22 protein-coding genes are annotated in these 24,149 nt (G+C 72.5%); 10 read left to right on the top strand and 12 right to left on the bottom strand.

Features of this window, described 5'->3' with window-relative positions; genetic code table 11:
- Positions 1 to 32 precede the first annotated feature (32 nt).
- Positions 33 to 782 carry an SDR family oxidoreductase gene (locus tag O7599_RS01445; protein ID WP_281620213.1) on the top strand — a complete coding sequence of 250 codons (750 nt, stop codon included), beginning with the start codon at positions 33 to 35 and terminating at the stop codon, positions 780 to 782.
- A 43-nt stretch (positions 783 to 825) separates the two neighbouring features.
- On the opposite strand, the gene O7599_RS01440 is transcribed toward O7599_RS01445, so the two are convergent.
- The 4 genes from O7599_RS01440 to O7599_RS01425 form a co-directional block, all read right to left on the bottom strand.
- Positions 826 to 1,989 (bottom strand): acyl-CoA dehydrogenase family protein, encoded by a 1,164-nt coding sequence (locus O7599_RS01440; RefSeq protein ID WP_348652618.1) that lies wholly within the window; start codon positions 1,987 to 1,989, stop codon positions 826 to 828.
- Positions 1,990 to 2,110: 121 nt separating this feature from the next.
- Positions 2,111 to 3,142, bottom strand: a complete 1,032-nt coding sequence (locus O7599_RS01435) for a phosphotransferase family protein (RefSeq protein ID WP_281620212.1) — start codon at positions 3,140 to 3,142, stop codon at positions 2,111 to 2,113.
- A 1-nt stretch (position 3,143) separates the two neighbouring features.
- Positions 3,144 to 4,808 (bottom strand): AMP-binding protein, encoded by a 1,665-nt coding sequence (locus O7599_RS01430; RefSeq protein WP_281620211.1) that lies wholly within the window; start codon positions 4,806 to 4,808, stop codon positions 3,144 to 3,146.
- A 55-nt stretch (positions 4,809 to 4,863) separates the two neighbouring features.
- On the bottom strand, positions 4,864 to 5,832 hold the full coding sequence (locus O7599_RS01425; RefSeq protein WP_281620210.1) for an NADPH:quinone oxidoreductase family protein: 969 nt from the start codon (positions 5,830 to 5,832) through the stop codon (positions 4,864 to 4,866).
- Positions 5,833 to 5,970: 138 nt separating this feature from the next.
- Between O7599_RS01425 and O7599_RS01420 the strand changes: the two genes are divergently transcribed.
- Positions 5,971 to 7,245 carry an SGNH/GDSL hydrolase family protein gene (locus O7599_RS01420; protein ID WP_281620209.1) on the top strand — a complete coding sequence of 425 codons (1,275 nt, stop codon included), beginning with the start codon at positions 5,971 to 5,973 and terminating at the stop codon, positions 7,243 to 7,245.
- 109 nt (positions 7,246 to 7,354) lie between these two features.
- Here the strand turns inward: O7599_RS01420 and O7599_RS01415 are convergent, their stop codons facing one another.
- Genes O7599_RS01415 through O7599_RS01405 form a run of 3 tightly spaced genes read right to left on the bottom strand, consistent with a single transcriptional unit; the run spans position 7,355 to position 10,524 of the window.
- Positions 7,355 to 8,518 (bottom strand): acyl-CoA dehydrogenase family protein, encoded by a 1,164-nt coding sequence (locus O7599_RS01415; protein ID WP_281620208.1) that lies wholly within the window; start codon positions 8,516 to 8,518, stop codon positions 7,355 to 7,357.
- A gap of 9 nt (positions 8,519 to 8,527) precedes the next feature.
- Positions 8,528 to 9,826 carry an acyl-CoA dehydrogenase family protein gene (locus O7599_RS01410; RefSeq protein ID WP_281620207.1) on the bottom strand — a complete coding sequence of 433 codons (1,299 nt, stop codon included), beginning with the start codon at positions 9,824 to 9,826 and terminating at the stop codon, positions 8,528 to 8,530.
- Entirely contained in the window at positions 9,823 to 10,524 is a 702-nt protein-coding gene (locus tag O7599_RS01405) for an enoyl-CoA hydratase/isomerase family protein (RefSeq protein ID WP_281620206.1), read from the bottom strand. Before O7599_RS01405 ends, O7599_RS01410 begins: the two co-directional genes overlap by 4 nt.
- Positions 10,525 to 10,589: 65 nt before the next feature.
- On the opposite strand from O7599_RS01405, the gene O7599_RS01400 reads away from it, so the two are divergent.
- Genes O7599_RS01400 through O7599_RS01380 form a run of 5 tightly spaced genes read left to right on the top strand, consistent with a single transcriptional unit; the run spans position 10,590 to position 16,271 of the window.
- Positions 10,590 to 11,849 (top strand): acyl dehydratase, encoded by a 1,260-nt coding sequence (locus O7599_RS01400; protein ID WP_281620205.1) that lies wholly within the window; start codon positions 10,590 to 10,592, stop codon positions 11,847 to 11,849.
- On the top strand, positions 11,846 to 13,003 hold the full coding sequence (locus tag O7599_RS01395; RefSeq protein WP_281620204.1) for an acyl-CoA dehydrogenase family protein: 1,158 nt from the start codon (positions 11,846 to 11,848) through the stop codon (positions 13,001 to 13,003). Before O7599_RS01400 ends, O7599_RS01395 begins: the two co-directional genes overlap by 4 nt.
- Positions 13,000 to 14,496, top strand: a complete 1,497-nt coding sequence (locus O7599_RS01390; protein WP_281620203.1) for a fatty acid--CoA ligase family protein — start codon at positions 13,000 to 13,002, stop codon at positions 14,494 to 14,496. The genes O7599_RS01395 and O7599_RS01390 overlap by 4 nt, the downstream gene beginning before the upstream one ends.
- On the top strand, positions 14,493 to 15,287 hold the full coding sequence (locus O7599_RS01385; protein ID WP_281620202.1) for an enoyl-CoA hydratase/isomerase family protein: 795 nt from the start codon (positions 14,493 to 14,495) through the stop codon (positions 15,285 to 15,287). The genes O7599_RS01390 and O7599_RS01385 overlap by 4 nt, the downstream gene beginning before the upstream one ends.
- A gap of 6 nt (positions 15,288 to 15,293) precedes the next feature.
- Entirely contained in the window at positions 15,294 to 16,271 is a 978-nt protein-coding gene (locus O7599_RS01380; protein WP_281620201.1) for an NAD-dependent epimerase/dehydratase family protein, read from the top strand.
- Here the strand turns inward: O7599_RS01380 and O7599_RS01375 are convergent.
- Positions 16,259 to 17,077 carry an enoyl-CoA hydratase-related protein gene (locus tag O7599_RS01375; RefSeq protein WP_281620200.1) on the bottom strand — a complete coding sequence of 273 codons (819 nt, stop codon included), beginning with the start codon at positions 17,075 to 17,077 and terminating at the stop codon, positions 16,259 to 16,261. The genes O7599_RS01380 and O7599_RS01375 overlap by 13 nt on opposite strands.
- A 59-nt stretch (positions 17,078 to 17,136) precedes the next feature.
- Here O7599_RS01375 and O7599_RS01370 point away from each other — a divergent pair, with 59 nt between their 5' ends.
- The gene (locus tag O7599_RS01370; protein WP_281620199.1) at positions 17,137 to 18,390 is read left to right on the top strand and encodes a CoA transferase; all 1,254 of its coding nucleotides are present in this window, start codon (positions 17,137 to 17,139) and stop codon (positions 18,388 to 18,390) included.
- Here the strand turns inward: O7599_RS01370 and O7599_RS01365 are convergent, their stop codons facing one another.
- A complete protein-coding gene (locus O7599_RS01365; RefSeq protein WP_281620198.1) occupies positions 18,391 to 20,025 on the bottom strand; it encodes a FadD3 family acyl-CoA ligase in 1,635 nt (544 codons plus the stop codon).
- 62 nt (positions 20,026 to 20,087) lie between these two features.
- On the opposite strand from O7599_RS01365, the gene O7599_RS01360 reads away from it, so the two are divergent.
- On the top strand, positions 20,088 to 20,999 hold the full coding sequence (locus O7599_RS01360) for an SDR family oxidoreductase (RefSeq protein ID WP_281620197.1): 912 nt from the start codon (positions 20,088 to 20,090) through the stop codon (positions 20,997 to 20,999).
- Between the two features lie 10 nt (positions 21,000 to 21,009).
- Positions 21,010 to 21,450: a nuclear transport factor 2 family protein gene (locus O7599_RS01355; RefSeq protein WP_281620196.1), complete on the top strand. Its 441-nt coding sequence runs from the start codon at positions 21,010 to 21,012 to the stop codon at positions 21,448 to 21,450.
- Positions 21,451 to 21,478: 28 nt separating this feature from the next.
- Here the strand turns inward: O7599_RS01355 and fabG are convergent, their stop codons facing one another.
- The 3 genes from fabG to O7599_RS01340 form a co-directional block, all read right to left on the bottom strand.
- Positions 21,479 to 22,222, bottom strand: a complete 744-nt coding sequence (gene fabG, locus O7599_RS01350; RefSeq protein WP_281620195.1) for a 3-oxoacyl-ACP reductase FabG — start codon at positions 22,220 to 22,222, stop codon at positions 21,479 to 21,481.
- A 157-nt stretch (positions 22,223 to 22,379) separates the two neighbouring features.
- Complete coding sequence (locus tag O7599_RS01345) at positions 22,380 to 23,594, bottom strand: acetyl-CoA C-acetyltransferase (protein ID WP_281620194.1); 1,215 nt, start codon at positions 23,592 to 23,594, stop codon at positions 22,380 to 22,382.
- 17 nt (positions 23,595 to 23,611) lie between these two features.
- Positions 23,612 to 24,064, bottom strand: a complete 453-nt coding sequence (locus tag O7599_RS01340) for a MaoC family dehydratase (RefSeq protein ID WP_281620193.1) — start codon at positions 24,062 to 24,064, stop codon at positions 23,612 to 23,614.
- Between the last annotated feature and the right edge of the window lie 85 nt (positions 24,065 to 24,149).

Genomic DNA, 24,149 nt, shown 5'->3' with positions numbered 1-24,149 from the left:
GTGAGCCCGGACGGAATCGAGGAGGCCGCACCATGCGCTTCAAGGACAGGATCGCCATCGTGACGGGAGCGGGGCAGGGGATCGGTGAGGCCTACGCCAAGTCGCTGGCCGCCGAGGGAGCGCGGGTCGCCGTCGCGGACCTCAACTCCGAGCAGGCCGACCGTGTCGCCAAGGAGGTCGAGTCGAGCGGCGGCACCGCCCTGAGCGTCAAGGTCGACGTGGCCGACCCCGCGAGCACGCACACCATGGCCGAGTCCGTGACGTCCGCGTGGGGCGGCATCGACCTGCTGGTCAACAACGCGGCCATCTACGGCGGGATGAGGACGGAACCGCTGCTGACCGTGGACCTCGACTACTACTACCGCTTCCTGTCCGTGAACCTGAACGGCGCGCTCCACTGCGCACGCGCCTGCTACCCGTCCATGGCCGAACGCGGCGGCGGGGCGATCGTGAACCAGTCGTCGACCGCCGCCTGGATGGCGGGCGGCTACTACTCGATAGCCAAGGCCGCGCTGAACGCGCTCACCGTGAACCTCGCCGCGGAGCTGGGCGGCAGCAACATCCGGGTCAACGCGATAGCGCCCGGGCCGACGGACACCGCCGCCACGCGCTCCGTCGTACCCGAGCCCTTCCTCGAGCCGCTGGTCAACTCGCTGATGATCAAGCGGCTCGGCACGCCCGACGACCACGTCGGCGCTCTGCTCTTCCTGCTCTCCGACGCGGCGGCGTGGGTCACCGGTCAGATCCTCGCGACGGACGGCGGCCAGATCGTCCGCTGCTGACGTCCGTCCGGCGAGGTGTGGCGATCGCACCGGTCGCCTCTCCTCACGCATCGCCGGAGGACGGGGCCGCGGAGCGGTCGAGCTCGGCCTTGGCGATCGTCCGCAGGTGCACCTCGTCGGGACCGTCGAAGATCCGCATCGCCCGGTGCCAGCCGTACATGGCCGTCAGCGGTACGTCGTCGCTCACGCCGGCCCCGCCGTGGACCTGGATGGCCCGGTCGACGACGTCGAGCGTGACCCGGGGCACGGCCACCTTGGCCGCCGACACGTACGGGCCCGCCGCCTTGTTGCCGTGCACGTCGATCGCCCGGGCCGCCAGCCGGCACAGCAGCCGCGCCTGGTCGACGGCGATACGGGACTCGGCGATCTGCTGCCGTACCACGCCCTGCTCGGCGAGCGGCCTGCCGAACGCGACCCGCGACGCCGCACGGGCGGTCATCAGCGCGAGGGCCCGCTCCGCGGCGCCGAGCGCACGCATGCAGTGGTGGATGCGTCCCGGCCCGAGCCGGGCCTGGGCGATGGCGAACCCCTCTCCCTCCGCACCGAGCAGGTTGCCGGCCGGCACCCGGACGTCGTCGTAGACGATCTCGCAGTGGCCGTGCTGGTCGTGGCGGCCGAAGACCGGGACATCGCGCAGGATCGTGACACCGGGGGTGCCCACCGGGACCAGGATCATGGACTGCTGCCGGTGCCGCGCCGCGGTGGGGTCCGTCCTGCCCATGACGATGAGCACCGCGCAGCGCGGGTCCGCCGCCCCGCTGGTCCACCATTTGCGGCCGTTGATGACATAGGTGTCGCCGTCCCGCTCGATCCGGGTCCTGATGGTGGTCGCGTCCGAACTCGCCACGTCCTTCTCGGTCATCGAGAACGCGGACCGGATCTCCCCGGCCAGCAGCGGCACCAGCCAGTGTTTCTTCTGCTCATCGGTGCCGAACAGGTGCAGCAGTTCCATGTTGCCGGTGTCAGGGGCGGATCCGTTCGTCGCCTCGGGCGCGAGGTGCATGCTCCAGCCCGTGATCTCCGCCAGGCCCGCGTAGTCGAGCTGGCTGAGGCCGGAGACGGCGGGAAGGAAGAGGTTCCACAGCCCGCGTGCGCGTGCCAGCGTCTTCAGCTCCTCGACGACCGGCGGAACGCTGTGGTCCCGCGGCCCGGCCGCCGCGCGGTGATCCTCGTAGGCGCGCTCCGCCGGGAACACGTGGGTGTGCATGAAGTCGACGAGTCTCTCGGTGAGTCGCAGCCCCCTCGGTGAGGGCCGCAGGTCGAGGAGATCGGCATCCGGCCCGGCGGCGACGAGCGCCGGCGCACTGGGCTCACGGATCACGGCGTCCTCACCCGCGCAGTCCGGCGACGACCGAGCAGGAGGCGCGTTCGAGGGCCCGGTCGAGGAGCACGTCCACCGTCGCGTCGAGACCTTCGAAGCGTGCGTCGTCCGTGTGGCCCGGCAGATGCCGGGCATGGATGCCCTCGAGAATGACGGCGATCTTGAAATCGGCGAAGACGACGTACCAGTCGAGCCCTTCGATCTCGACATCCCGGGCGGCGGCGTACGCCTGCACGACCTCCTGGCGGGTCGGGAAGCCGGGGAGCGCCGTGGCTCCGGCGGTGATCGGGTTGTGGAACTCGCCTTCCTGGTCCCAGAAGGAGCACAGGATGCCCAGATCGGTGAGGGTGTCGCCGAGGGTCGACAGCTCCCAGTCGAGTACGCCGAGGATGCGCGTCGGGTCGTCCCGGTCCACCAGCAGATTGTCGATCTTGAAGTCACCGTGGACGATCCCCGGGTGCCTGCAGCCGGGTGCGGTCGCGCCGAGCCGCCGCAGCAGCTCCGCGACCTGGGGCCGCGGCCGGGTCACCGACGCCTCCCACTGCGCGGACCACCGCCGGAGCTGCCGTTCCAGGTACCCCGCGGGACGGCCCCAGCCGGCGAGCCCGACGGCGGCGGGGTCCACCTCGTGGAGCCGTGCCAGCGTGCCGACCATCCCGTCGGCCAGACCGGCGCGCTGCCCGGCCGTCAGCCGCGCGGTGTCCTGCCGGGTGCGCAGGGCGACACCGTCGATCATGTCCATCACGTAGAACGGGGCCCCGATCACGGACTCGTCGCGGCACAGACCCACGGTCCGCGGCACGGGCACGCCGGTTGCTGCGAGGGCCGTCAGCACGCGGTGCTCGCGGCCCATGTCGTGGGCGCTCGGCAGGATGTGGCCGAACGGCGGGCGTCGCAGCACCCAGCGGCGGCGGCCGTCGGTCAGCCGGTACGTCGGGTTGGACCGGCCGCCGGCGATAGGTTCGACGGACAGCTCGCCGACACCGCCGCCGGCATGTGTGTCGAGCCAGCGCCGCAGCGCGTCCGGGCCGGTGTCCACTTCAGCGCCCCCGGAGTTCTCGCCTGAGCACTTTGCCGCCGGCGTTCTTCGGCAACTCGTCGAGGATCTCGACGTCGCGCGGGTACTTGTAGGCCGCCATGCGCTCCTTGCAGTGCGCGATCAGTTCCCCGGGATCGACGCGGTGGCCCGGAACGAGCGAGACGAACGCCTTCACCGTCTCGCCGCGGTACTCGTCCGGTACACCGACGACCGCCGCCTCGCGCACGGCGGGATGCCGGTGGAGTACGTCCTCGACGTCGCGCGGAAAGATCTTGTAGCCGCCGGCGTTGATCAGGTCCTTCAACCGGTCCACCACGAACAGCCAGCCCTCCTCCGTCTCCTTGCCGATGTCTCCGGTGTGCAGCCACCCCTCCCGAACGGCGCGCGCGGACTCGTCCGGCAGCCTCCAGTACCCCGGCACCACCATGGGGCCGGACACGACGATCTCGCCGGCCTCCCCGGGCGGCAGGGCCCGGCCGTCGACGGGGTCGACGATCCGCACCGCGCAGCCGGGCACCGGGATGCCGACGGACAGGGCCCCGGACTCGGGGTCGACCGGCGGCGGCACTCCCGGGGGCGCCAGGTGCGTGGGTGAGGTGGTCTCGGTCATCCCGTAGACGCCGTGGAGTGTCCAGCCGGTGGCGTCGCGCACGCGGCGCACGAGCGCCGCGCTCACGGGCGCGCCGCCGGAGAGCGTCTTGGCCAGCGAGGTCACGTCGTAGCGGGGCAGCGAGGGATGGCTGACCAGGGCGATGAACGCGGTGCTCGCAGCGACGGTGAAGGTGGGGCGCCACCGGTCGACGGCCCGCAGCACCACCTCCGGGTCGAAGCGGTGCAGCAGCACCACCGGGACGCCGGCGACGATGGCGGCGCCCAGGCCCGCGACCGCCCCGGTGATGTGGAACACCGGCGCCACGCACAGCACCACGTCCCGGCCGGGCCGCAGGTCCCACCACGTGCCGTACACGGTCGAACTGTGCACCATCGCCGAGTGGAGGTTCATCGCCCCCTTCGCGCGTCCCGTCGTCCCGGAGGTGTACGTCAGCATCGCCACGTCGTCCGGCCGGGGCACCGCGGCCTCGGGGCGGCGTCCGCCGTAGCGGGCGACGACCTCCCGCCACCCGGTGGTCGTGCCGAACGTGCTGCGGTCCGGTACGTGCCGGGCCACCGCGCCGGGAATCCGCACCCCGGGCGTCATGTCGACCGGGTGCGTGGTCAGGACATGCCGGACCGCCGTGCGGGGGACGACCTCCGCGGCGACCTCGCCGTACAGGTGGTCGAGGCAGACGAGGACGACCGCGCCGGAGTCCGCGAGGTGATGGGCCAGTTCCTCGTGGCGCAGCATCGGGTTCACCGCCACCGGGACCGCTCCCGCCTTCCACGCGGCGAGCATGACGACCAGCCACTGCGGGTCGTTCTGGAGGTAGCAGGCCACCCGGTCGGAGCGCTGGACGCCCAGGTCCCTGAACCAGCACGCCAGCGCGTCGGCCGTGTGGTCGACCGTGGCGAAGCTGAGCGATGCGTCGAAGTAGTGGACCGCCGGCGCGTCCGGGCGCCGGCGAACGTGCTCGTCCCACGCGGACAGCAGCGTCGGGAAGGAGCCCGGGAGCCGGCCCTCGACGGATGCCGGGTACCACCTCTGCCAGGGCCGCGGGGCTTCGCGCACGACACCTCCATTACCTCGAAGACCACGACGATGCGGGAGTGGGCGTCCATCGGGCTCAGAGCACGACGACGCCCTTGCCCGGGATGGACCCCTGCTCGAGACGGGTGAGTGCGTCGGGCAGCTCCTCGAAGGTGAAGCGGGCGCCGATCTGCGGTCGCACGGTGCCGGCGGCGGTCATCCGGTCCAGCGACCGGCCCTGTTCGGCCATCAGACCGGGAGCGCGCTCCAGGAAAGCGCCGAAGGCGACGCCGACCACGGACGCGTTGCGCATCAGCAGGCGGTTGACCTTCACCTCGGGGATCCCCCCGGCGGCGAAGCCGACGACCAGGATCCTGCCCTCGGGTGCGAGGGCCCTCAGCCCCTCGCCGAAGAGCCAGTCGCCGAGCGGGTCGAGCACCAGGTCCACGCCCTGCCCGCCGGTCAGTTCCGTGACCCGCTCCGCGAATCCCTTGCCGAGCACGACCACGTCGGCCCCTCCCGCGGCCCGTGCGATCTCGGCCTGCCCCTCGTCGGCGACGCCGGCGACGACCGAGGCCCCCAGACCGAGGGCGACCTGGACCGCCGCCGTGCCGATACCGCCGCCGGCGCCCATCACGAGCACGGTCTCGCCCCGCTGCACCCGTCCACGCCGGGCGAGTGCGAAGTGGACCGTGTGATAGTTGACGACCATCGCGGCGGCCGAGGCGAAGCCGACGTCGTCGGGTATGCGCACCATCGAGTTCGGCGCGAGGACCGCCTGTTCCGCGAAGCCGCCGTGCCAGACGAAGCCCGCCACCCGGTCGCCGGCGGTCCAGCCCGAGCCGTCGGGGGCGCGCTCCACGACACCGGCGACTTCACAGCCCGGGATGGCCGGCAGGTCGGGGCGGTACTGGTACAGCCCCTTCGTCATGAGGAGGTCGGGGAAGTTCACGCCGATCGCCCGTACGTCGACCAGGACGCCCTCCACTCCCGGCTCGGGCGCGGGGACCTCGGCCGGCCGGAGCCCGGCGGGGCCCGCGTACTGCGTCAGCTGGAACGCACGCATGCGATCTCCTGATTCTCGGCGGGGTGGTGCATGAGGGTGGCCAACCGCCGCGAGGGACCTCTAGATTTGTATATGAAATCAAGTATTCGAAGTTTCGTCCATGCGTGCCGGCAGATCTCCCCCGGAGAGGAACGGATCATGACTGACATGGCGCCACGCAGGTGGCGGCGTACGGTGACGGCGCTGGTCGCCCTGGCAACGGCCTTCGTGGTTGCAGGCGGCGTCCCGGCCCCGGCCGGCGTACCCACCGCCACGGCGGCCGGCTCCGGGTGGGTGGGCGCCTGGGGGGCGAGTCCACAGCCGGGCGACACCGGTATCCCCGGAATGCCGCCTGCCGCCTCGCTGGAGAACCAGACGCTGCGGCTCGTCGTGCATCCCCACACCGGCGGCTCGACGGTGCGCGTACGGTTGTCGAACGCCTTCGGCGACCGGCCGCTCACCATCGGACGGGCGACGATCGCCCGCCGCACCACCGGGCCCGCCGTGGACACGTCTTCGGTCCGCCCGCTGACGTTCGCCGGCCGGACGTCCGTGACCGTGGCGCGCGGTGCCGAGATCACGTCGGATCCCGTGCTGTTCTCGCTGCCCGCCGGGCAGGACGTGGCGGTGGACCTCCACCTTCCGCAGCCGACCGGCATCCCCACGGGTCACCTCGAAGCACGGCAGACGTCCTATGTCTCGACGGCGGGTGACCATGCCGGAGCGGCGTCGCTGCCGGTCAGCCGCGCCACCGGGAGCTGGTTCTTCCTGAGCCGCATCGACGTGCTGGACGCGACCAGGGCCGGCGTGGTGACGTTCGGCGACTCGATCACCGACGGCACGCAGTCGACCGCCGACGCCAACAACCGCTATCCCGACCACCTGGCAACCGAACTGGCGGGTCAGTCCGCCACCAGGGACCTGGCCGTGGTCAACGCCGGTATCGGAGGCGGCCGGCTGCTGCACGACCGCATCGGACCGAGGGCCTTGGACCGGTTCGACAGGGACGTGCTGTCCGTACCCTCCGTCAAGTACGTCCTGGTCCAGATCGGTATCAACGACATCGGCGTGGCCGACTTCCTCGACCCGAGCGAGAACGTGACCAGCCGGCAGATCATCGAGGGATACCAGACGCTCATCGAGCGTGCACACGCGCGGGGCCTCCGGGCCTACGGCGGGACCCTGACGCCGGTGGGCGGCTACATCTACGACAACCCCACAGCTCAGAAGAAGCGCGACGAGGTCAACGAGTGGCTGCGCTCGACCGCCGGCAAGCCCGGAGGCTTCGACAAGGTGGCCGACTTCGACGCGGTGATCCGCGACCCGGCGAACCCGTCGCGCCTCCTGCCCGCCTACGACAGCGGCGACCACATCCATCCGAACGACAGGGGATACGCCGCGATGGCCGACGCCGCCGAGGATCTGTTCCTGTAGGCGGCCCGCGGCGGACGCCCGGTCCCGCGTGGGACGGGTCCGGGTACGTCCGGGGCGGTTGCCGCCGACAGGAGCCGGTGGCAACCGCCCTGCCCGCCTCCGGGCACGGTCAGGGACCGCGATCCCGCGCGGCGTTGAGCGCCTGCTTGGCGATGACCACCTGCTGGACCTGGCTGGTGCCCTCGTAGATGCGGAACAGGCGGGCGTCGCGGTAGAAGCGCTCGACCGCGACTCCGCGCATGTAGCCGGCGCCGCCGTGCACCTGGACGGCGCGATCGGCGACCCGGCCGACCATCTCGCTGGCGAAGTACTTGGCACACGAGGGGCCCAGCCGGGTGTCGGTGCCGCGGTCGTACGCCTCGGCCGCGGCCAGGACGAGGGCGCGGCCGGCGTACACCTCGGTCTGGGAGTCGGCGATCAGGCCCTGGACGAGCTGGAACTCGGCGATGGGACGGCCGGACTGGGTGCGGGCCAGCGCGTAGGCGGTCGTCTCGTCCAGGAGGCGCTCGGCCAGGCCCACGCACAGCGCGGCGATGTGCAGGCGGCCGTGGGCCAGGCAGGCCATCGCGGTGAGATAACCGCGGCCCTTGCCGCCGGCACCGCCGACCAGGGCGTGGTCGTGCACCTCGACACCGTCGAGGTGCACCTCGGCGGTCCAGGCGCCGTGCTGGCCCATCTTGGCGTCCCGCGGACCGACGGAGAGGCCCGGAGCGTCGGCGGGGACGAGGAAGACCGAGATGTCCCCGGTGGGACGTTCCGCGTCGCCATGCCGGGCGAAGACCATGAAGAGGTCGGCGACCGGGGCGTTGGTGATGTAGCGCTTGGTCCCGGAGAGCGAGTAGCCCTCCGGGATCCGCCGGGCCGTCGTGCGCAGTCCCGACGGGTCGGATCCGGCCTCGTCCTCCGTGAGGGCGAAGGAGGCCGTCCACTCGCCCGAGGCCATCCTCGGCAGGTACTCCTTCTTCTGCTCCGCCGTCCCGCCGAGCATGAGGACGTGTCCGGCGATGCCGTTGTTGGTGCCGAACATCGACCGGAAGGCGGGGGTCGTATAGCCCAGTTCCATGACCAGCCGCGCCTCGTGCGCCATGCTGAGCCCGAATCCGTCGTACTCCTCGGGCAGCGCGAAGCCGTACAGTCCGATCTGCGCCGCCAGGTCCCTCAGGTGCTGCGGCATGCGGTCGGTGTCGTCGATCTCCGCCTCCGCGGGCACGACGAACTCCCTGACCAGTTGCCTGGTGGTGCGGAGCATCTCCTCGAAGTCCTCGTCGTCCATGCCGCCTCCTCAGCCTCGGGGTACCTCGCGCCAGGGCCGGCCCTCCCACGGGTCGGCCTCCTTGGGAAGGCCGAGCACGCGCTCGGCGAGGATGTTCTTGTTGACCTCGCTGGTGCCGCCCTCGATCGTGTTCGCGCGGCTGCGCAGCATGGCGCCGACCTCGGGGGGCATCTCCTCGGCGTAGCCGGCGGGGTCTCCCGTCCAGGCCGTCGCGCCCAGGCCGAGCATCCGGGCGGCCGTCTCCTGCAGCCGCTGGTTCAGCTCGGACCCGTGGAGCTTGCCGATGGAGCTCTCGGGGCCGGGCGGGAATCCGGCGGCGACACCGGCGCGGACCCGGGCGTTCGTCCACGACCGGATCTGCTCCTCGCACCACAGCCGGACGAGGGCGTGGCGCGTCGCCGTGTCGTCCCAGCCGTGGGGGAGTCCCTGCGCGCTGCGGTCCTCGGCGAGGCGGATGAGACGTCCGGCTCCGGTGCCTCCGATACGGTCGACTCCTCCGGAGCCCGCGCCGGAGACCATCTGCCGCTCCCCGCTCAGCGTGGCGCGGGCCACCGTCCAGCCCGCACCGGCCTCGCCGACCCGCTGGGCGTCCGGCACCTCGGCGCCGTCGAGGAAGACCTCGTTGAACTCGGCCTCGCCGCCGAGGTGCCGCAGCGGCCGGACGTCCACGCCCGGCTGGTGCATGTCGAGGAGGAAGTACGTGATCCCCTCGCGCTTGGGTACGTCCGGATCGGTCCTGGCGAGCAGAACACCGAAGTCGGCCAGGTGGGCCCAGGTGGTCCACACCTTCTGCCCCGTGATCCGCCAGACCTCGCCGTCGCGCACCGCCGACGTCGCGAGGGACGCGAGGTCGCTGCCCGCGCCCGGTTCGCTGAACAACTGGCACCAGACCTCCTCGTTGGAGACCAGCGCCGGCAGGAAGCGCAGCCGCTGCTCGTGGGTGCCGTGGGCGAACAGCGCCGGGGCCGTGAGGTTCAGACCGAGGGGGTTGAGCCGCGGCAGGTGGTACGGGCGGAGCTCGGCCTCGGCCGCCCGGGCGAGTTCGCCCGGCCAGCCGAGGCCGCCGTAGTCGAGGGGCCATCGCGGTACGACCAGGCCGCTGCGGGCGAACTCCGGGTACCAGGCGCGGTACTCGTCCGGTGTCCGTATCCGCCGTACCGCACTGCGGCCGCCCGATTCGGCCGCGGTGCGCCACGCGCCGGGTACGCGGCGCGTCAGCCAGTCCCGTGCGGCGGCCCTCGCCTGGTCGGTGGTGCGGCAGTCGGCCAGATCGGCCTTCATCGTCTGGTCCCCCTTCCTCTCGGTCATCCCCTCGTCTCCTTCGCCTCCGTCAGGCCCGTCTCCAGCGCGTGCCACAACGCCGTCTTGCGCGCCGTGGCCGAGCGCGGATGGCGGGCCGCGGCTTCGGCCAGCTCCTGGGCCCGGCCGGCCAGCCGTTCCGCGGCGACGACTTCGCTGACCCAGCCCAGGCGTCGTGCCTCCCGCGCGCGGATCCGCTCCTGGGCGCCGGTCAGGGCCATGCGGGCGACCGTCCCGAACGCGGCGCGGCGGGCCATGCCGATCGATTCGAAGGCGCTGACCTGCCCGAGGCTGACGTGCGGATCGAGGAACGTGGCCGTCTCGGAGGCCAGGACGACATCGGAGTCGGCGACGAAGTGCAGCCCACCGCCCGCACAGACGCCGTTCACCGCCGTGACGACCGGCTTGCCGACACCCAGGTGCCATCCCGTCAGCCGCAGGTCGGCCTGCCGGGTGCGGCGCGACATCGCACGCAGGGCCTGCGGGTCCCGGCTGAGCTGGCGCACGTCGAGGCCCGTCTGGAAGGAGCGGCCGCTGCCCGTGACCACGATCGCGGCGACGGAGTTGTCGGCCGCGAGCTCCGCCCAGGCCTGCGGGAGGCGCTCCATCATCGCGGCGTCCATCGCGTTGCCGGTGTCGGGCCGGTTGAAGACGAGCCAGCCCACGGGCCCTCGTCTGTCGAGGAGGAGGGGATCGTCACTGCGCACGTTGATTGTATATCATATCGATGATACAAGTTTCCCCTGACTGTGAGCCGCGAAGGAGGCCGGGGATGTCGGAGTCGGCGGCAGCCGGAACGATCACGGACGAGGGGGTCGCCCGGCTCCGCGCGAGGATCGGCGTGCCACAGGCGTATCCGGTGCCGCCGCACTACCTGCGGCCCGGCGCGGACGCCTTCCGCCACGTGGCGGTGGCGTACGGTGACGACAACCCCCTGTGGTGCGACCCCTCATACGCGCCGGCGACGCGGTGGAAGGAGGGAATCGCGCCCCCGCCGCTCGTCGGCGGTGACAGCCTCATCGGCGAGGACCTGCTCACCGAAGCCGACACGGCCCGCCAGGAGGGGCTGCGCGGCGACCCGCTGCGCGGGGTGCACGCCTTCTACGCGGCGAGCGAGCGTGAGTGGTGGGCACCGCTGACCGCCGATCAGCGGATCTTCCGCAGGACCGCCCTGGTCGGAGTGGTCGACAAGCCCGGCGAGTTCGGCGGGCGCGGCGTGCAGGAGTGGACGTCCCAGGTCTACCGCACCGCGGCGGGAGTGCTCCTCGGCGCCCAGCACCGCATGATGTACCGCACCGAACGCGGCAAGGCGCGCGAGCGCGGGAAGTACGCGGACATCGAGGCCGAGTCGTGGACAGAGGACCGCATCGCCGCACTCGACGAGCAGGTGGCGGCCGAGCGCCCGCGGGGCGGCGAGCCGCGCTGGTGGGAGGACGTACGGGTGGGCGACCCGGTGGGTCCGCTCGTCAAAGGGCCGCTGACCGTGACCGACATGGTCTGCTGGCACGTCGGGATGGGAATGGGCGTGTACGGCGTGGCCCCGCTGCGCCTGGCCCACCGCAACCGCCGCCGGATTCCGCGCTTCTACCACCGCGACGACCTCGGGATCCCCGACGTCATGCAGCGCGTGCACTGGGACCCCGCCTTCGCCCGGAAGTCCGGCAACCCCACGACCTTCGACTACGGGCGGATGCGCGAGACCTGGCTCATCCACGCGTGCACGGACTGGATGGGCGACGACGCCTGGCTGTGGCGGCTGCGCGTGGAGTTCCGCAGGTTCAACTACGTGGGCGACGTGCAGTGGGCGGAGGGGGAGGTGACCCGGCGCTACCTCGCCGAAGGCGACCGGCCCGCCGTGGACCTCGACCTGCGCACCCGCAACCAGCGGTGGGAGACCACCTCGCCGGCGAGCGCCACGATCCTGCTGCCGAGCCGCACACACGGGCCGGTCCGGCTGCCCGACCCACCCGGCGGCACCCTCGACACGGCGTTCGAGGCCACCATCGAGACCTTCTCCGGAGGCCGCGCATGACGGCAGACGACCTCAGGGCGCTCCGCCGGACCGCGCGGGCGGCGCTGGGCGACCTCTCGTCCGCTGCCCGCGTACGCCGGCAGATGGCCGACGGCTGGGACCCGGCGCTGTGGCTGCGCCTGTGCGGCGAACTCGGTGTCACCGGCCTGGCCGTTCCCGAGGAGTACGGCGGTGCCGGCCTCTCCGCGGTCGAGCAGGGCGTCGTCTTCGAGGAGGCCGGACGGCGCATGCTCTGCGGCCCGCTGCTGGCGACCGCGGGCCTGGCGATACCGCTGCTGCTCCTCTCGGACGACGACCCGGCGCGCAAGCGCCACCTGCCGGGCCTGTGCGCGGGCGCGCTCACCGCGACCGTGGTGACGAGCGACCGCACCGGCCGGCCGGTGCTGACCGGCCGGCCGATCGAGGCGCGGATCGAGGACGGCGGCTACGTACTGGACGGCGTGGCGGACCATGTGATCGACGGTCATACCGCCGACCTCGTTTTCGTCCCGGCCCGACTCGCAGGCGCCGTGGCCCTGTTCGTCGTCGAGGCGGACCGCGGCGGGCTCACCAGGCAGCCGCTCGTCTGCCTCGACCAGACCCGCCGTCAGGCCCGGCTGACGTTCACCCGGGTGCGGGCTACCCTGCTGGCCGGCCGTGACCCGGTCCGCGCGCTGGAGGGTGCCTTCGACGTGGCACGGGCCATGCTCGCCTGCGAGCAGGCCGGGGGCGCCGCGCAGTGCCTGGACACACTGGTGGAGTACGCCGGGCAGCGCGTCCAGTTCGGCCGCGCCATCGGCTCCTTCCAGGCCACCAAGCAGAAGGCCGCCGACTTGCTGATCAGAGTGGAGTCGGCGAACTCCGCCGCGATCGCCGCGGCGTACGCCGCCGCCGGGCATCTGGGGGGCGAAGGTGCGAGCGCGCCCCCGCCCGAGGGGAGCGCGCCGGCCGCGGTTCCGGATCTCCGGGTCACCGCGGCCGTCGCCCAGGTCTACTGTTCGGACGCGTTCGTCGCCGTCGCCGCGGAGAACATCCAGGTGCACGGCGGGATCGGCTTCACCTGGGAGCACGACGCCCACCTGTACCTGAAACGGGCGTGGACCAGCCGAGAGCTCCTCGGCACACCCGAGGAGCATCTGGAGCCCCTCGCGCAGCACCTGGTGGCCGCCCGGTGAGCCTCAGCTCGTTCCTCCTGGAGCACCCCGCCGCGCCGGGGGCGCCGGTCGTGCACTGGCCCGACGGCGCCTTCACCCTCGGTGAGCTGACCGGCCGGGCCGAGACCCTCGCGCGGCTGCTCGGGCCGGTCGAGCGCGCACCCGTCGCCTGCGTGGTCGACAGTGGCCCGCTCGCGGTCACGGCGATGTTCGCGACGTGGCTCGCCGGAGGCGTCTACGTACCGGTCAACGCCCGGCTGACGGACGCCGAGGTCGCAGGGCAGACGGCCGCCGCGGATCCGGCGGCGGTCATCGCGAGCAGCGGTCAGGCCGCCAGGGTGTCCGCGGACTACCGCCGGCTCGTCCACGACGGCGGATGGACCGTCGGCGAGGCCGGCCGGTCCCGGTCCGGCGGCCGGTTCGGTCCGCACGTGGCACTGGTGATGCGCACGTCCGGGACGACCGGCGCCTCGAAGCCCGTCGTGCTGGAGCACGAGGGGGTCCGCAAGGGCATCGACGCGGTCGTCGACCGGCTCCGGGGAGCCGGGAAGCAGAGTGCAGAGCGTCCGATGCCGAACCTCGTGCCGAGTTCGCTGGCCCTGTGGGCGGGCATCTGGAACACGCTGTTCGCCCTGCGCCTCGGTGCGGAGGTGGTGCTCCTCGACCCGTTCGACCCCGCGGACTACGCGGCGATGGTCAAGCGCTTCGGGATCCGCTCGACGATCCTCGCGCCCCCCATGATGACCATGCTGTGCGACGATCCCCGCGTCACCGACCTCCGGCCCCTGCGCTACGTACGGTCGGTCACCGCCCCGCTCTCCCCGGCGCAGGCCCGCCGCTTCCACGAGCGGTTCGGCGTCGGCGTGCTCAACTCCTACGGGCAGACAGAACTCGGGGGAGAGGTCGTCGGCTGGACCGCCGCGGACCTGCGCGAGCACGGCGCCGCGAAGCTGGGTGCGGTCGGCAGACCGCACGGCGGGGTCGAGGTCCGCATACTCGACCAGGACGGGGTCGAGGCGGCGCCGGACGCCGTCGGCGAGATCTGGATCAGATCCCCGTTCGCCTCACCGGGGGCTGATCTGCCCCGGGACCGTCTGAGGGACGGCTTCCTGCGCACCGGCGACCTCGGCCGGCTCGACCCGGAGGGCTTCCTGTGGATCGAAGGCAGGGTCTCCGACATGATCAACCGCGGTGGACTGAAGGTGGTCCCCGACGAGGTCGAAGAGGTCCTGCGCGACCACCCCGGGGTGGCGGACGCATGCGTGGCCGGCGTGCCAGACGCACGGCTCGGCGAGGTGCCGGTGGCGTGGGTACGGCCGGTCCCGGGCCGTACCCCCCCGCCCGTACCGGAGGATTTGCGGGCGTTCGTCCGCAGCCGGCTCGCCGGCTACAAGGTGCCGGTCGCCGTGCACCTGGTCGACGACTTCCCGAGAACAGAGATCGGAAAGGTCGTGAGACGCACACTCGTCGCGCGCCTGACCGGCGAGGACCACGGAGGGACGGACCCCGCATGAGCTACACGACCCTGGACGTGTTCCGCCGAGGCCGGGTCGGCTGGCTGGTCTTCAACAGGCCCGACCGCCGCAACGCCATGAACAGCGCGATGCGCGACGAACTGCGCGCCGCCTGGGGGGAGCTCGCGGCCGACCCGGGTGTCCGGGTGATCGTCAACGCCGGACACGGCCGTGACTTCCAGACGGGCGCGGACGTCGTCGAGTTGGCCACCGACGGCCAGGGCATGGAGCGCTACCGCGACTCGCTGGAGAACTTCGACCTCGGTTTCACCGCGTGGCACCTCGGCATCGACAAGCCGGTGATCGCGGCCGTCAACGGCGTCTGCGCGGGCGGCGGCCTGCACTTCGTGGCGGACGCCGACATCGTGCTGGCCGCTGCCGACGCCTCGTTCACCGACCCGCACGTCTCCGTCGGCCAGGTCAGCGCCGTCGAGACGATCGGCCTGATCCGCAAGATGCCGGCCGAGGCGGTGTTCCGCATGGCGCTGGTCGGCCGGTACGAGCGCATGCCCGCCGGCCGGGCCTGGGAACTCGGCCTGGTCGGCGAACTTGTCGACCCTCCGGACCGGCTCCACGACGCGGCGCAGGCGCTGGCCGAGAAGATCGCGATGAACTCGCCGGCCGCGCTGCGCGCCACCAAGCGGGCGCTGTGGGGCGCGCTCGAGTACGGGCTCACGGACGCGTGCAGAGCGGGGGCGGCCGAGTTGGTCGGCCTCTGGGGGCATCCGGACCAGACCGAGGGCCCCGCCGCGTTCGCCGCCAAGCGCGAGCCGGAGTGGAAGGACGACTGACGCCTCATGAGGACCGTGCTCGTGACGGGTGCCAGCGGCTACCTGGGCTCGCACGTGGTCCGCCTGCTGCACGCCGGGGGCTACCGGCCGCGTGCCCTGGTGCGTACCACCAGCGACCTGGCCGGACTGCGCGGCCTCGACCCCGACCTGCGCTACGGCGACCTGCTTGACACGGCGTCCCTCGAGGCGGCGGCGTCCGGCTGTGACACCGTCTTCCACTGCGCGGTGGACACCCGGGCGCTGCTGCGCGATCCGGCGCCGCTGTTCGCGTGCAACGTCCGGGGCCTGACCAACGCCATGGACGCGGCGGTACGCGCCCACGTGCACCGGTTCGTGCTCGCGGGCAGCATCGCGACCGTCGGCCGCCCCCGGAGCCGCCCGGCGACGGAGGAGGACGCGTTCGACTGGGCCGGGGCTCCGGCGTACGTGAGGTCGCGCGTCGCAGGGGAGCGGCGCCTGCTCGGCTACTGCCGCGAGCGCGGGCTCGGCGGTGTCTCCATGTGCGTCGGCACCACCTTCGGCCCCGGCGACACGCAACCCACCCCGCAGGGCGCGCTGCTCCGGCGGGCGGCCACGGGCCGGCTGCGGTTCGCGCTCAGCGCCACGATGCCGTGCGTCGACGTCAGGGACGCCGCCGAGGCGATGGTCCTGGCGGCCGAGCGGGGACGGCCCGGACGGCGCTACATCGTGGTCGCCGATCAGGTCGCGCACGAGCGCCTCTTCGCCCTGGCGGCAGGCGCGTCGGGCCGTCGTCCACCCCGTCCCGTGCCGGTGCGCTGGGCCATGGCGGCCGCGCGGGTCGTCGCGAGCGCGGCCAGGCTGGGCGGTCACCACGTCGACCTGCGCCCGGAAGCCGTCGAACTGGCCTGCGGGTTCGGCCCGTACGACAACTCCCGGGCGAGGACGGAGCTGGGCTGGACGCCGCGGCCGATCGAGGACACGGTGCGCGACGCGGTCGCCTGGTTCCGCCGTCACCGGCCCTGAAAGCCGGGGGCGCGGCGTTCCGCGAAGGCCCGCAGGCCCTCGCGGAAGTCCGGGCTGCGACTGCTCAGCTCCATGGCGTACGCCTCGTCGGCGAGCTGCCTGCGCAGGTCGTGATCGGCGCCGGCGGCGAGCAGGGCCTTGGTCAGCCCCAGGGCCACGGTGGGGCCGTCCGCCAGCTCCGCCGCGAGCCGCTCGGCGGTGGCCATGACCTCGTCGTCGGGGACCGCGGCGTGGGCGAGACCCCAGTCCTCCGCCTCGGTGCCGGTCACGGCGCGGCCGAGCATGAGCAGTTGCCGGGCCCTGAGCGGCCCGACGGCGCGGGGGAGGAGCCAGGTGCTGCCGGAGTCCGGAGTGAAGCCACGGCGAACGAACGGATACCACAGGCGGGCGTCGGCCGCGGCGACGGTGAAGTCGGCGACGAGGGCGAGCTGCGCCCCGATGCCGACGGCCGCGCCCCGGACCGCGCAGACCACCGGCAGTTGGACCTCCCACAGCAGGGGGATGAGCCGGCCCGCCTGGGTGGGCAGCCTGCGCTGGATGCTGCCGGTCCGGGGCCTGGGGTCACCCCCGCGCCCGGCGTTGCGGCCGAGGATGTCGAAACCGCTGCAGAACGTCCCGCCGGCGCCGGAAAGCAGCACCGCGCGCAGCCGCTCGTCCGTCGCGGCCCGTTCGAGCGCCGCGATGAACGCCGCGACGGAGGTGTCGTCGAGCGCGTTGCGGCGCTCCGGGTTGTCCAGGGTGATGCGCAGGACGACACCGTCGACCTGCACGCCGAGTCCCGGCACCGACACGTAGTCCGAGCCCACACAGCCTCCCAAATATTATATACAATCAACGCTACTGCTTCGACGGAGGGAGTCGCAAGGTGAGAGACGACGCGCCGGTGGGTTCCGGGCTGCTTGCCGGACTCAGGGTCGTGGAGTGCTCGATGCTCGGTCCGGGAGCGGTGTCCACCCCGCTCGCCGACCTGGGCGCGGACGTGATCAAAGTGGAGCCGCCGGGCGGCGACTACATCCGGAAGATGAGCTGGCCCGTCGTGCAGGGGGACTCGCTGCTGCACCTGCACATCAGCCGCGGCAAGAGCAGCATCGTGCTGGACCTGCGGACGGCTGCGGGCCGCGAGGTCTTCCTCGCGCTCGTGGCCGGCGCCGACGTCGTCGTCGAGGCGATGCGCCCGGGCGGACTCGACCGCCGGGGGCTCGGCTACGAACGGCTCAGGGAGGCCAATCCGCGCGTCGTGCTCTTCACCGTCTCCGGCTACGGCATGACCGGGCCGTACCGCGATCTGCCCAGTCACGGCATCGCCTACGACGCGTGGGCGGGTACCGTCGCGCCGGTGCCCGGACCCGGGGGCCTGCCCTCGATCCCCGACCACACCTCCATCGGCATCACGGCGGGCCCGCTGTTCGGCACCGCCGCGATCCTGGCGGCGGTGCTGCGCGCCCGGGAGAGCGGCGCCGGCTGCCACCTCGAAGTCGCCCAGTCCGACGCCGCCGCCGCCTTCGACTGGCTGCGCAGCGAAGGCCACCGGGCCTACGAGCGCCCGGCCGAGGAGGTGACCGGCAACCCGTCCGACGGGTTCGAACGCCGCCCGCCCGGCACCGCGGGCATGGCGGACGGCGTGCGGTACCAGTTCTACGCCTCGGCCGACGGCCACATCCTGTTCATGGCCTCCGAGCAGAAGTTCTGGAAGAACTTCTGCTCGGCCGCCGGCCGGGACGACCTCTACGACGCCCGGCCCGGCGCCCGACTCGCCGACCACGCGCGCGGCGACCTGTGGCTGCGGCGTGAGCTGGCCGGCGTCTTCCGGCGGCGCACGACGGCGCAGTGGGTCGAGCTGGGGCTGGCGCACGACGTCCCGATCGCCCCGGTCAACACGCCGGCGGGTATCGCGGCGGACCCGCAGTTCGCCGACCGCATGCCCTGGCAAGGCGCGGACCGGCTGGGCGCGGACCAGCTCCCCTTCCCCGTACGGGTTGTGGGCGAGCCCCCTCCGGCGGCGTCCGGCAGGGCTCCGTCGGCAGGCGAGCACACCGGGGAGATCCTGCGTGACCTCCTCGGTCTCGGCGAGGCGCGTATCGCGGAGCTGCGGGCGGCCGGCGCCTTCGGCACCGCCTGATCAGCCGTGTCCGGTTGCGGAGAGGCGATCGCGCAGTTCACCCTTGACGACCTTCCCCGCGGCGTTGACCGGCAGGTCCGCGACCACGTGGACCTGCCTGGGCACCTTGTAGTTGGCCATGTTCGCCCGGGCCCACGCGATCACCGCGTCCGGCTCGAGCGTCGTACCGCGCCGCGGTATCACGAAGGCCGCGCCCACCTCGCCCAGGCGCACGTCGGGGACCCCCACGACGGCTGAGCGCGCGATGCCGGGGTGGCCGTCGAGGATGCGTTCGATCTCCGCCGGGTAGGCGTTGAACCCGCCGACGATGTACATGTCCTTCATCCGGTCCGTGATGCGCAGCCGGCCGTCGGGGTCGAGCAGGCCGATGTCGCCGGTGTGCAGCCAGCCGTCCGCGTCGATGGCGGCCGCGGTCTCGGAGTCCTCGCCGAAGTACCCCTTCATGACCGTGTATCCGCGCACGACGATCTCGCCCTCCTGCCCCGGCGGCAGGGCCGCGCCGGCGCTGTCGTGCACGGCGACCTCGAGGCCGGGCAGGGGGTGGCCGCAGGTCGTCGCCACGGTCTCGGGGGGATCGTCGTACCGGCACATCGAGACGATCGTGCAGGACTCGGTGAGGCCGTAGCCCGTGACGACGTGGTCGAAGCCGACCTCCTCCTTGATCCGCGCCAGCAGACTGGGCGGCACACTGGCGGCACCGGTCACCGCCAGCCGCAGGTCCGCGACGCCGTCGGCGTGGAAGTCGGGGTGCTCGAGCATGGTCTGGTAGAGCGTCGGGGTGCCGGGCAGGACCGTGACACGCTCGTCCCGGACGACCTCGAGCAGGTGCGGTACGTCGAGGGTGCGCTCGGGCAGGACGGTGGCCCCGACGATCAACGAGGCGAGCCAGCCGGCCTTGTAGCCGAAGCCGTGGAAGAAGGGATTCACGACGAGGTAGCGATCTCGCTCGCGCAGCCCGACGACCTGGGCCCAGACCGCGTACGCCCGCAGGGTCTGGCCATGGGTGCTCATCGCGCCCTTCGGGCGGCCGGTGGTGCCCGAGGTGAACAGCATGTCGGACAGGTCGTCGGGTCCGAGGACGCCCGCCCGCCGGGACACGTCCGCCTCGGACACCCGCGCGCCCAGGTCCACGAAGCGCTCCCAGGACAGGAGGGGGGCCGCCGCGTCGCCGTCCATCACGACCACGGTCGTGAGGGACGGCAACGCGGCGTAGGGGAGGCCGCCCTCACCGGGTCCCGCCTCGGCGGCGAGCCCGGCCGCGTAGTCACGGCCGAGGAACTCGCCGGTGACGACGAGCATCTGGGCCTCGCTCCTGGCCAGGATGTAGGCGGCTTCGGCCGGCTTGAACCGGGTGTTGAGCGGTACCAGCACCCCGCCGGCCCGTTGCAGGGCGAGGGCCGTGACGATCCACTTGCCGCAGTTCGGGGCCCAGACCGCCACCCGGCCGCCCTTGGCCAGTCCCTTCGCGAGGAACGACCGGGCCAGCCGGGTGACCTGGGCATCGAGTTCGGCGTACGACCAGCGGACCGGTCCGTCGACCACGGCTTCTGTGGGACCCAGCCGTGCGGCTGCGTCGCTCAGCAGCCCTCCGGTGGTGCCCCAGCGTAGATCGGCGCGCGGATCTGTGGTGGGCATGCTGTACCCCCTCTCAAGTTATGGATAATATATATAATCTGCAATGAGTTCGGGAGGTGCGTATGCCCCGTCTTCTTGAGGACAAGGTCGCGATCGTCACGGGCGCGGCCCATGGGATCGGCCGCGGCCATGCTCTGGAACTGGCCGGACACGGCGCACGCGTCGTGGTGAACGACGTGGGCGCGTCCGTGCGCGGCGAGGGGGAAGGGAAGGACGCCGACGAGGTGGTCGACGTCATCGCCCGGCGCGGCGGCATCGCCGTCGCCGACTACTCGGACGTGTCGGACGCCGACCGGGTCGAAGCCCTCTTCGAGCGCACCGTCTCGGAGTTCGGCCGGGTGGACATCGTGGTCAACAACGCGGGCATCGCCCGTGACCGGATGATCTGGAACATGACGCCGGAGGACTTCGACACCGTGCTGCGCGTCCACGTGCGCGGTTCCTGGCTGACGACGCACCACGCGGCACGTCACTGGCGAGAGCGGGTGAAGGCGGGGGAGCGGCTGTGCGGACGTGTCATCAACACGACCTCCGGCGCGGGGCTGAGCGGCAACACGGGCCAGTCGAACTACGCCACGGCCAAGGCGGCGATCGTCGGCCTCACCCTCACCACCAGCCTCGAGCTGTACAGGCTCGGTGTGACGGTCAACGCCGTGGGGCCCGGCGGCATGACCCGGCTCACCGCCACGATGGCCCGGGGCCTGGTGGCGTTCGAACCCGACGAACTGGGTGCGGACGAGTACCACCAGATGGACCCGGCGGGCAGTTCTCCACTGGTGGCCTGGCTGGCGAGCGACGAGGCCCAGCATGTGACCGGGCAGGTGATCCGCGCCATCCACGACAAGATCCACCTCATGGGCGGCTGGCACGAGGCGCGCACCATCTGCAGCGGTGAGAGGCGCTGGGACGCCACGGCCCTCGGTGCCTCGATCGCGGCCGATCTGTTCGGCACCCGCGCGCCCGGGCTGCGGTAGGCGGGCGGTCGTGGGGAACAGGGAGGTGACGGCGATGGCCGGGCCCGACGGTTCGCAGGCGCGTGCCCAGTTCGAGATCCGGAACGTGCTCGCACGGATCGCGCACAGCTCCGACACGGGCACGCTCGAGGAGTACGGTGCGTGTTTCACGCAGGACGCGCGCTGGGAGATGCCGGGGCAGGTGGTGCGGAAGGGCCGCGCGGAGATCTGCGCGGCCGGCGCCGAGCGCAGGGCGTCCAGGATCGCCGGGCCGGGCACCGGTACCCGGCACGTGGTCAGCACGGTCGCGGTCACCGCCCACGGGGACGAGGCGGTCGCCGAGTCGTGCTGGCAGTTCTTCATCGGCACCGGAGGGCGGCCGGTGCTCGCCTCGCTGGGCTCGTACCGGGACACCCTCCGGCGTACCGCCGGGGGCTGGCAGGTGGCGGAACGGATCGTCCGCCCGGGCTGATCGCGCTCCGCCCCGTGCGGGGTGGCCGTCACATGTGGCGGCCACCCGTGACTTCGAGCACGGCACCGGTCATATAGCTCGACAGGTCACTGGCCAGGAACAGCGCCACCGTGCCGATCTCCGCGGGCTCCGCCGCCCGGCCCATCGGGACTCCCGCCAGCTTCTCCTGCCAGACCTCCGGCCGCAGCGCCTCGGTCATGGCGGTGCGGACCAGACCGGGCTGGATGGCGTTCACCCGGACCCCCCGGTGCGCGAGTTCCTTGGCCGCCGCCTTCGTCATGCCGACGACGCCCGCCTTGGCCGCGCTGTAGTTGGTCTGCCCGGGCAGGCCCACCTTCCCGGAGATCGACGAGATGTTGACGATGGCGCCGCTGCGCCGCTCGCGCATGTGTGGCGCGGCGTACTTCATGCCGAGCCAGGTACCGAGGAGATGGACGTCCATGACCTCGCGGAACTGAGCGGCGGTCATCGTGCGGAGCGTGGCGTCCCGGGTGATGCCCGCGTTGCTGACCAGGACGTCCAGGGCGCCGTACCGTCCGACAGCCGTTCCGACGAGCCCCTCCACCTGCTCTTCGACGGTGACGTCGCAGCGTACGGACACGGCCTGTGCCCCGCTGTCGGACAGGGCCTCGGCGGCGGCGTCGGCCGCGTCGGGATTGACGTCGGCGACGACCAGCCGTGCGCCGTGGGCGGCGAAGACCCCGGCGATGGCGAGGCCGATGCCCTGGCCGGCGCCGGTGATGATCGCGGTCCGCCCGTCGAGAAGTTTCATCGAGGCTCCTTTGCCCTGTGGCGGGTCGGCGCTGGGCGGTTTCTTCCAGATCTCCGGACAGTCGGTCTGTGGGCGGTGGCACCGGAGCGTGCGTGGCGGCGCACGGGCTCGCCGGCGCGCCCGGCACACGCGTCCCCCACCTGTCCTAACATGACTGCTAGCCCGTGACCCGTTCGAAGATCGCGGTCAGGCCCTGGCCGCCGCCGATGCACATCGTCTCCAGGCCGTAGCGGCCCTGGCGGCGGTCGAGTTCCCGGAGCAGCGTGGCCAGGATGCGGCAGCCGGTGGCGCCGACGGGGTGGCCGAGGGAGATCCCGGATCCGTTGACATTGGTCCGCTCCCAGTCGGGCGCCCCGAAGCCCCACTCCCGCGCGCATGCCAGGACCTGGGCGGCGAAGGCCTCGTTGATCTCGATGAGGTCGATGTCTGCGAGCTTCAGTCCCGCGCGTTCCAGCGCGGTCCGGGTGGCGGGGACGGGGCCCGTGCCCATGGTGCGGGGCGGCACACCGGCGACCGCCCAGCAGACCAGCCGGGCCAGCGGGCGCAGGCCGAGTCGCTCGGCGTTGTCCGGGTGGGTGACGACGCAGACCGCGCCGCCGTCGTTCTGGCCGCTGGCGTTGCCGGCCGTGACCGTCGCCTGGTCGTCGTCCCCGCCCATGACCGGGGGCAGCCGTGCCAGCGCTTCCAACGACGCGTCCGGCCGCGGATGCTCGTCGGTGTCGACCACGGTCGCGCCTCTGCGCCCGGCCACCTCCACCGGGACGAGCTCCTCGGCGAACCGGCCCGAGCGCTGGGCCTCGACGGCACGCAGATGGGAGGTGAGCGCCAGCTCGTCCTGCTCCAGCCGGGAGATGCCGTACGCGCGACGCAGGTTCTCCGCCGTCTCCAGCATCCCGCCCGGCACCGGATGGAACTGCCCGCCCGCGGTGGTGCGCCCGCGCGCCAGGGCGTCGTGGAAGGTGAGCGCCCCGCCCTTCGTGCCCCAGCGGGCCTCCGTCGAGTAGAACGCGGCGGAACTCATGCTCTCGGTGCCGCCCGCGATCACGAGCTCGCTGACACCCGTACGCACCTGCATCGCGGCGTTGAGCACCGCCTGCAGCCCCGAGCCGCACCGTCGGTCGATCTGCAGACCTGTGACGGTCTCGTCCAGACCGGCGTCCAGCGCGGCGACCCGGCCGATGGCCGGTGCCTCGGCGGTCGGGTAACACTGGCCGAGTTGTACCTCGTCGATGTCGTCCGAGGTCAGACCGGTGCGTCCGAGGAGCGCGCGCAGGACGGTCGCCGCCAGGCCGACCGCGGGTACGTCGCGCAGCGCACCGCCGTACCGGCCGACGGGTGTACGCACCGGCTCGCAGATGACCGCTTCACGCATCCGTCCTCCACTCTCCTTCACGCGCTGTAGCGCAGCAGCATGGCCGCCACACACGCGGGCTTGTCCCCGCCCTCGATCTCCCAGGTGAACGCCATGCGGACCTGGACGCCGCCGGGCACATCCTCGACCGCCTCCAACACCGCGCCCACCCGGACCTTGGAGTCGACCGGGACGGGGGCGGGGAAGCGGATGCGGTCGTAGCCGTAGTTCACGCCCATCCGCGTCCCTTCGATCCGGTAGACGTCGCCCACCAGCCGCGGCCCCAGCGCGAGCGTGAGCAGGCCGTGCGCGATCGTCGTGCCGAAGGGCCCGGACGCGGCCCGCTCCTGGTCGACGTGGATCCACTGGTGGTCACCGGTCAGGGCGGCGAACGCGTCGATGTCGGCCTGCGTGACCGTTCTGTAGCCGCTGTAGCCGAGGTGGTCGCCGACGGCTGCGCGCAGTTCGTCGATTCCGTTGAGCACACGCACGTGAGCCTCCAGTTCAAATATCATATACAATCTCTGTCTATCATGCACCGGAGCTCATCCAGAAGGCCATCCGGCCGACCGGGAA

It is taken from the genome of Streptomyces sp. WMMC500 (assembly GCF_027497195.1).
Lineage (GTDB): Bacteria > Actinomycetota > Actinomycetes > Streptomycetales > Streptomycetaceae > Streptomyces.
Note: the sequence above shows the minus strand (reverse complement) of the source record. Positions and strands in the feature narration are given on the sequence as shown.